Annotated in this window: 1 protein-coding gene; it reads right to left on the bottom strand. The window is 56.7% G+C overall.

Features of this window, described 5'->3' with window-relative positions; translation table 11 throughout:
• Positions 1 to 64: 64 nt before the first annotated feature.
• On the bottom strand, positions 65 to 635 hold a 571-nt coding region (locus J6525_RS46640), incomplete at its 5' end, for a transposase (protein WP_225649637.1).

The raw sequence follows: 635 nt of genomic DNA, 5'->3' as shown, positions 1-635 counted from the left end.
AGGGTTCTTCCGCGTATTTGGTGCAGCTTGAGCGACTGGGGGCGGATTGTTTGTCGGGTTGCCCTCAAGCAGCCAAGAGGACGCGTCGACGCAATAACGGGTAGCTTGCCCGACCATACATTTGTCGTTTGATGGCCTTGATCTTGTTGATCTGGCCTTCGACTGGACTGGTTGTCCAGGATGTCGTTATTGCCGCACGGACGGCATCGATGTCGCGCGTGATGCCGTTGGCGAAGCTGTTAAGCTCGCTGTTGGTTGCTTGTTCGATCCATTCATCGAGCGCAGCGACATCGTCTCCATTGAGAAGGGACACAAACCGCTTCGCCAGATCGGCCGTCGTGGCGAGTTCCGGAGCTTGTACAAACAGGTGGCAAAGAAACAGCCTGGTTTCAGCATCGATCTGATCTGAATCCTGGCTCAGATACCAAGCACAGCGACGACGCGATGGAGCTTTCCAGGCCGAGCGTGGTTGCGTTGCTCCTTCCGAGTCTGCACATGCAGATCTGTTTGCGGCCCATCGTGCGACGGTCACCCGGCTTCCGGTATAGCCTTGTTTCTGGAGTTCTCGCCACAATTGCTGTTCTACCTGACAGCCGGACGCCCATTGCGCTTCGAGCCATGCTTCAAAGCGCGCG

This window comes from Bradyrhizobium australafricanum, from assembly GCF_020329495.1.
Classification (GTDB): Bacteria; Pseudomonadota; Alphaproteobacteria; order Rhizobiales; family Xanthobacteraceae; genus Bradyrhizobium; species Bradyrhizobium australafricanum.
The sequence above is the reverse complement of the archived record's forward strand: the minus strand, read 5'-3'. Positions and strand labels throughout refer to the sequence as shown.